Origin of the sequence: Streptomyces sp. NPDC006283 (assembly GCF_040613325.1) — a bacterium.
In the GTDB taxonomy this organism is placed as follows: Bacteria; Actinomycetota; Actinomycetes; order Streptomycetales; family Streptomycetaceae; genus Streptomyces.
Genome location: NZ_JBEXRZ010000331.1, coordinates 1 through 5,140 on the forward strand (window position 1 = coordinate 1; position 5,140 = coordinate 5,140).

Genomic DNA, 5,140 nt, shown 5'->3' on the forward strand with positions numbered 1-5,140 from the left:
GAGACGAAGCAGCCCAGTGTCGTCTACCGGCGACACGCCTACGACTACGGTGTCTGCGGGTCCGGTCGGCTGGACGCAGACGTCAGGCAGCCTTGGGCGCGTTGACGTCGCTCGGGAGCGCCTTCTGCGCGACCTCGACGAGCGCGGCGAACGCGTTGGCGTCGTTCACGGCGAGCTCGGCCAGGATCTTGCGGTCCACCTCGATGTTGGCGGCCTTCAGACCCTGGATGAGGCGGTTGTACGTCATGCCGTTCTGGCGGGCAGCGGCGTTGATGCGCTGGATCCACAGCTGACGGAAGTCGCCCTTGCGCTTCTTGCGGTCGTTGTAGTTGTAGACCAGGGAGTGGGTGACCTGCTCCTTGGCCTTGCGGTACAGGCGCGAACGCTGACCGCGGTAACCGCTGGCCTGCTCGAGGATCGCCCGGCGCTTCTTGTGGGCGTTGACTGCCCGCTTGACGCGTGCCACTTGTTAACTCCTTGTAGCGGGGCCGTGGTTGGACTCACACGGCCCGGAAACGAATTGGTCCCGGTCTCGGCGTGTGTCCCCCGTCAGGAGGACACGCACGTCACTTGCCGAGAAGCTTCTTGATGGTCTTCGAGTCGCCCGGGGCCATCTCGGCGTTGCCGGTCAGGCGGCGCGTCAGCTTGGACGGCTTGTGCTCGAGCAGGTGGCGCTTGCCGGCGCGCTCACGGAGCACCTTGCCGGAGCCGGTGATCTTGAAGCGCTTCTTGGCACCGCTGTGCGTCTTGTTCTTCGGCATCGCGCCGTTATCTCCTCGTCAGTGGCGCTCCCCCGGTGCGGGCACCGGACAGCGGGAGCGTCAGATCTTGATTGTGGGTTCCGGGCAGGACCCGGGGCCGCCTGGCCGGCAGCCCCCTTGGGTCACGCCTCGGAGGATGTGTCGGCCGGAGCGTCGGAGCCCTGGTCCTGATCCTGCGAGCCCTGGCGCTCCGCCTTGCGTGCGGCCTGGGCCTCACGCGCCTCGGCCATCGCCTCGGTCTTCTTCTTGTGCGGACCAAGAACCATGATCATGTTCCGGCCGTCCTGCTTCGGGTTCGACTCGATGAAGCCGAGGTCCTCTACGTCTGCGGCGAGACGCTGCAGCAGACGGAAGCCAAGCTCGGGGCGGGACTGCTCACGACCACGGAACATGATCGTGATCTTGACCTTGTCACCCTGCTTGAGGAACCGGACGACGTGACCCTTCTTGGTGTCGTAGTCGTGCGGGTCGATCTTCGGCCGGAGCTTCATCTCCTTGATGACCGTGTGCGCCTGGTTCTTGCGCGCCTCACGGGCCTTCATGGCCGACTCGTACTTGAACTTCCCGTAGTCCATGAGCTTGCACACGGGCGGACGGGCGTTCGCCGCCACCTCGACGAGGTCGAGGTCGTACTCCTGAGCAAGCTCAAGGGCCTTGGCAAGCGGAACAATCCCGACCTGCTCGCCGCTGGGACCGACAAGTCGCACTTCGGGAACGCGAATCCGGTCGTTGATGCGGGGCTCGGCGCTGATGGATCCTCCTAAGTAGCACCACACGGATGTCTGGCAGACAGCCGCGCATTACGTCTGTTTTCTCGGACCAACCGCACGGAGAACGTCAAAAAGCCCCGGACGGGACACAGGCGGCAGCTCCTCGAATACCGGAGCACCGCCGCGGTCAACCGCGGGGCGCACATCGGGCGACTTCCATCGTCCGTACGGAACGATGGGCGCCGCCTGACCGGTGACCCGCCGCCCGTCAAGGCGGCCAGGTGGGAGATCGGAGCCTCCACTTGTGGGCTGAGCACGTAGGTGTACAGCCGGTCGTCACACAAGGTTAGCAGCTCCGGAGGGCCGGGGCTAACCGGTGGCCGGGGCGGGTGCTGGAGCGGCGGGGCCATATCGTGTGTGGCATGAGTGACGCGACCACCCCCAGCTCCCCCGGCGACTCCCCCGACAGCGGATCGCCCGACTTCGACGCCATGACCCGCGACATCGCCGAGGTCCCCGCCGTCGAGGTGATCGTCACGGTCGCGGTGAACCTGATGAGCGCGGCTGCCGTCAAACTCGGCCTCACCGAGGACGCCGAGGACCACAAGGACCTGGACGAGGCCCGCAAGCTGGTCCACGCCCTGGCCGGGCTGCTGGACGCGAGCACGACCGAGATCAGCTCGTTCCACGCGGCGCCCCTGCGCGATGGTCTGAAGTCGCTGCAACTGGCGTTCCGTGAGGCGTCGCTGGTTCCGGACGAGCCGGGCCAGGGCCCCGGCGAGAAGTACACCGGCCCGGTCTACGGCTGATCCCGCAGCGTCAGTCGGCTGCCTTTACGTGAAGGGGCTCGCCGGGAGGCGTGGTCCCGGCCGGCAGGAATGCCAGGTCGAGACCCCGCACCAGGCGGGCCCTCAGTACGTCGTCGGCCGCCAGGGCCTGCGCGACACGGCGACCGGCTTCTGAGGGGGCCTCGTCCGCGGCGAGCACCAGCGCGAGCGTTCCGTCCGAGTCCCGACCCGCGCCGAGGTGGGCACGCAGCACCGCGGGCTCCGCGGCGACCACGGCATGTACCGCCTCGATGACCGCGGGGTCGGCGAGCGGGTCGGTGCTGGTGCGGCCCTCGGCGAGAGCGAGCAGCGCGGGGCCGGTCAGCTGGTAGGGGACGGGCCCGGCCAGATCGAGTACGACCGTGTCGGCCTTCTCGTGCGCGGCGGCCTGCAGGGCCTGGTGCAGAGGCACGGCGACGGGGCGTGCCTCCGGGTTCCAGCGGGCGAGCGACGCGATCGAGGTGAACGCGGGCAGGGCGCGGCGCGAGCCGGCCGTCAGCGTCGGCACGGCCATGTCGCTGGTCTTCTCGCGCCGCAGGCCGGTCTCCTCGTCCTCCTCGACCTCACCGAGCACGGCGACGACGGGGACCAGGAGCCGGGCGCCGCGGAGCGCCTCGAGCACCGGCTGCTCGGCGGTGCTGTCCTCGGACCAGGCGGCGAGTGCCGCCTCGAGAGCCGGGTCGGCTGTGCCGTCGTCGTCGGAGAAGCCGGAGTCGGGAATGTTCTTGAGGGCCACGCGACGAGCCTAACCGGCGGGCAGGTGCGGCCTGCCCTGGGGCGGGGTCAGCTGTGGCGCGTACGGCCGCCGCGCCAGAGGCCCACGGCCACCGCGAGCAGCAGCGCTCCGACGCCGCCCGCCGCCGCGGCGAGCCAGCCGCTCGGGCCGCCGGCCTCGTCGGCGGGTTTCGGGCCCGGCCCGAAGTACTCCTTGCGGTAGCCCGCCGTGGCCGCCTTCAGGTCGCCGGGGGTCAGTTCGGCTCCCGCGGTGATCGCCGCAGCCGGGTCGACGAAACCGTAGCCCTTGGAGTCGTCACGTCCGCCCTTGGGCGCGTCGCGGGCTGTGTCCATGAGGAGATTCTTGATCTGGGCGGGGGTCAGGCCGGGGTGGGCGGACCGCACCAGGGCGACCGCGCCGGACACGAAGGCGGCCGCGGCGCTGGTGCCCCAGCCGTCGTAGTAACGGCGGTCGGGGTCGGCGATGACGATGCCGACGCCTGGCGCGCTGACCGTGGCGTACCAGCGGCGCGTGGAGAACGAGGCGTGGGTGCCCCAGCGGTCGACGGCCGTCACCGCGATGACGCCGGGGTACGCGGCCGGGTACGAGATGCGGTCGCCCTTCTCGCCGCCGTTGCCTGCGGAGGCGACGACGACGGCACCCTTGGAAAGGGCGTACTGGACGGCCGCGTCCTCGCCCGCCTCGGGGTGGGCCGACTCGCTGTCGTCGCCGAGCGAGAGGTTGATGACGTCGGCGCCATGGTCGGCAGCCCAGCGGATGCCCTGCGCGAGCGCGGTGCCACGGGTCTTCCGCGCCTTGTCACGGGCCTTGTCGCTGCCCTCGAGGATGACCCGCACGGGGAGGATCTTCGCCTCGGGCGCGATGCCGATGACGCCGGAGTCGCCGCCGGGACCGTGCCCGTGCGCCGCGACGATGCCGGCCATCGCCGTACCGTGCCGTGCCCAGGCCCGGTCGCCGCGTTCCGCTCCGAAGCCTATGAAGTCCTTGCCGGGCAGGACGGAGCCTTCGAGATCGGGGTGCTGGTCGTCGACACCCGTGTCGAGCACGGCGACGGTGATGCCCTTGCCCTTCGTGGTCTGCCAGGCCCGCTCCGTGTGCATCGCGTCCAGACCCCACTGCTGGGCCCGTATCTCATCGGCGTGGGCAGGGGTGGCGGGCAGCAGCGCGAAAGCCGCGGCGGCGAGCATGGCGACCAGACGGCGGCCGTTGCGTCTCATCGGGACTTCTCCGCGCCCTGGGGGCCGACGGCGCTGCGCAGACCCTGCTCGATGCGTTCAGCGATACCGATGGCCTCGTGGCCGAGCCCGGCCTGGGCCGGAGCGCTCGTCGCGCCCTTGACCTTGGCTTCGTCCGCGGGTTGCGGGTCGGCGACGGTACGGCCGTCGGCGAAGCCGGAGACGGCGTAGACGACCACCGGAGCCTCGGTCACGACCTTGATCGTCCAGCTGGCGCGCTGGTCGCTGCCGAATCCGGCGGCGACGGTCCCCTGGGCCGGGAGTGCGCGCGGCATCAGGTCCGTACGCTCGCCGAGCGACTCGGTCGTGAACCGGTTGTGCAGCGCGAGCATCCCCTTCTGGTCCGCCTCCGTGAAGACGAGGCCGACGGTGGTGACGCTGCTGGCCGTCGTGTCGGTGTACGTGGCGCGGAGCACTCGGGTGCAACCCACCGGCTCCAGCGCCTTGGCGAGCAGCGGGTCGAGCGCGGCGGCGCAGCCGCTGTCGGGAGCGACCGCGATGCGTGTCCAGACCCGGTCGGCACCGCCGGGACCTGCGCCGTCCCCCTTGAGAGTGCGGGGGAAGAGGGTGTCCACCGGGACGCTGTGCCACACCGAGCGCACCTCGGCGTACGTGGTGCTGTCGGCTGTGTCGGCGCTGGAGTCACCGGTCAGCCATGTCCCGGTGACCGCGCCGCCGATGAGCCCGAGCCCGAGCACGACGGCGGCGACGGCACCGACGGTGCGTACGGGGTGCCGGGCGGGTACGGGGCGCAGCCGGGTCGTCAGCTCGGCCGGGCTCTCCGGCGGAATCCACATCTGCGCGGGCGGCCGCGGCGCACCGGGGCGGCGGGTGGGCCGTCGCCGGGCAGAACCCTTATCGCTGCGCCGAC

Annotated in this window: 7 protein-coding genes; 1 reads left to right on the forward strand and 6 read right to left on the reverse strand. The window is 70.8% G+C overall.

Annotated features, from left to right (window positions below; all coding sequences use genetic code 11):
* Nucleotides 1-82: 82 nt before the first annotated feature.
* The 3 genes from rplT to infC all read right to left on the reverse strand — a co-directional run bounded on the left by rplT (nucleotide 83) and on the right by infC (nucleotide 1,537).
* Nucleotides 83-466 carry a 50S ribosomal protein L20 gene (gene rplT / locus ABZ070_RS35195; protein ID WP_018103794.1) on the reverse strand — a complete coding sequence of 128 codons (384 nt, stop codon included), beginning with the start codon at nucleotides 464-466 and terminating at the stop codon, nucleotides 83-85.
* Between the two features lie 100 nt (nucleotides 467-566).
* Complete coding sequence (gene rpmI, locus ABZ070_RS35200) at nucleotides 567-761, reverse strand: 50S ribosomal protein L35 (protein WP_005319593.1); 195 nt, start codon at nucleotides 759-761, stop codon at nucleotides 567-569.
* A 122-nt stretch (nucleotides 762-883) separates the two neighbouring features.
* The gene (gene infC / locus ABZ070_RS35205; RefSeq protein WP_356640024.1) at nucleotides 884-1,537 is read right to left on the reverse strand and encodes a translation initiation factor IF-3; all 654 of its coding nucleotides are present in this window, start codon (nucleotides 1,535-1,537) and stop codon (nucleotides 884-886) included.
* Nucleotides 1,538-1,893: 356 nt separating this feature from the next.
* On the opposite strand from infC, the gene ABZ070_RS35210 reads away from it, so the two are divergent.
* On the forward strand, nucleotides 1,894-2,280 hold the full coding sequence (locus ABZ070_RS35210; protein WP_356640026.1) for a DUF1844 domain-containing protein: 387 nt from the start codon (nucleotides 1,894-1,896) through the stop codon (nucleotides 2,278-2,280).
* A gap of 10 nt (nucleotides 2,281-2,290) precedes the next feature.
* Here ABZ070_RS35210 and ABZ070_RS35215 read toward each other — a convergent pair whose 3' ends face one another.
* From ABZ070_RS35215 to ABZ070_RS35225, 3 genes are read right to left on the reverse strand one after another with little or no spacing between them, the layout of a single operon-like run.
* Nucleotides 2,291-3,034 (reverse strand): SseB family protein, encoded by a 744-nt coding sequence (locus ABZ070_RS35215; RefSeq protein WP_356640028.1) that lies wholly within the window; start codon nucleotides 3,032-3,034, stop codon nucleotides 2,291-2,293.
* 47 nt (nucleotides 3,035-3,081) lie between these two features.
* On the reverse strand, nucleotides 3,082-4,251 hold the full coding sequence (mycP, locus tag ABZ070_RS35220) for a type VII secretion-associated serine protease mycosin (protein WP_356640030.1): 1,170 nt from the start codon (nucleotides 4,249-4,251) through the stop codon (nucleotides 3,082-3,084).
* A complete protein-coding gene (locus ABZ070_RS35225) occupies nucleotides 4,248-5,066 on the reverse strand; it encodes a hypothetical protein (protein ID WP_356640032.1) in 819 nt (272 codons plus the stop codon). Before ABZ070_RS35225 ends, mycP begins: the two co-directional genes overlap by 4 nt.
* Nucleotides 5,067-5,140 lie beyond the last annotated feature (74 nt).

Coding starts and splice junctions, on each gene's coding strand:
- mycP (WP_356640030.1), bottom strand. CDS start 4,251: ATGAGACGCAACGGCCGCCGTCTGGTCGCCATGCTCGCCGCCGCGGCT.
- ABZ070_RS35225 (WP_356640032.1), bottom strand. CDS start 5,066: ATGTGGATTCCGCCGGAGAGCCCGGCCGAGCTGACGACCCGGCTGCGC.
- rpmI (WP_005319593.1), bottom strand. CDS start 761: ATGCCGAAGAACAAGACGCACAGCGGTGCCAAGAAGCGCTTCAAGATC.
- ABZ070_RS35210 (WP_356640026.1), top strand. CDS start 1,894: ATGAGTGACGCGACCACCCCCAGCTCCCCCGGCGACTCCCCCGACAGC.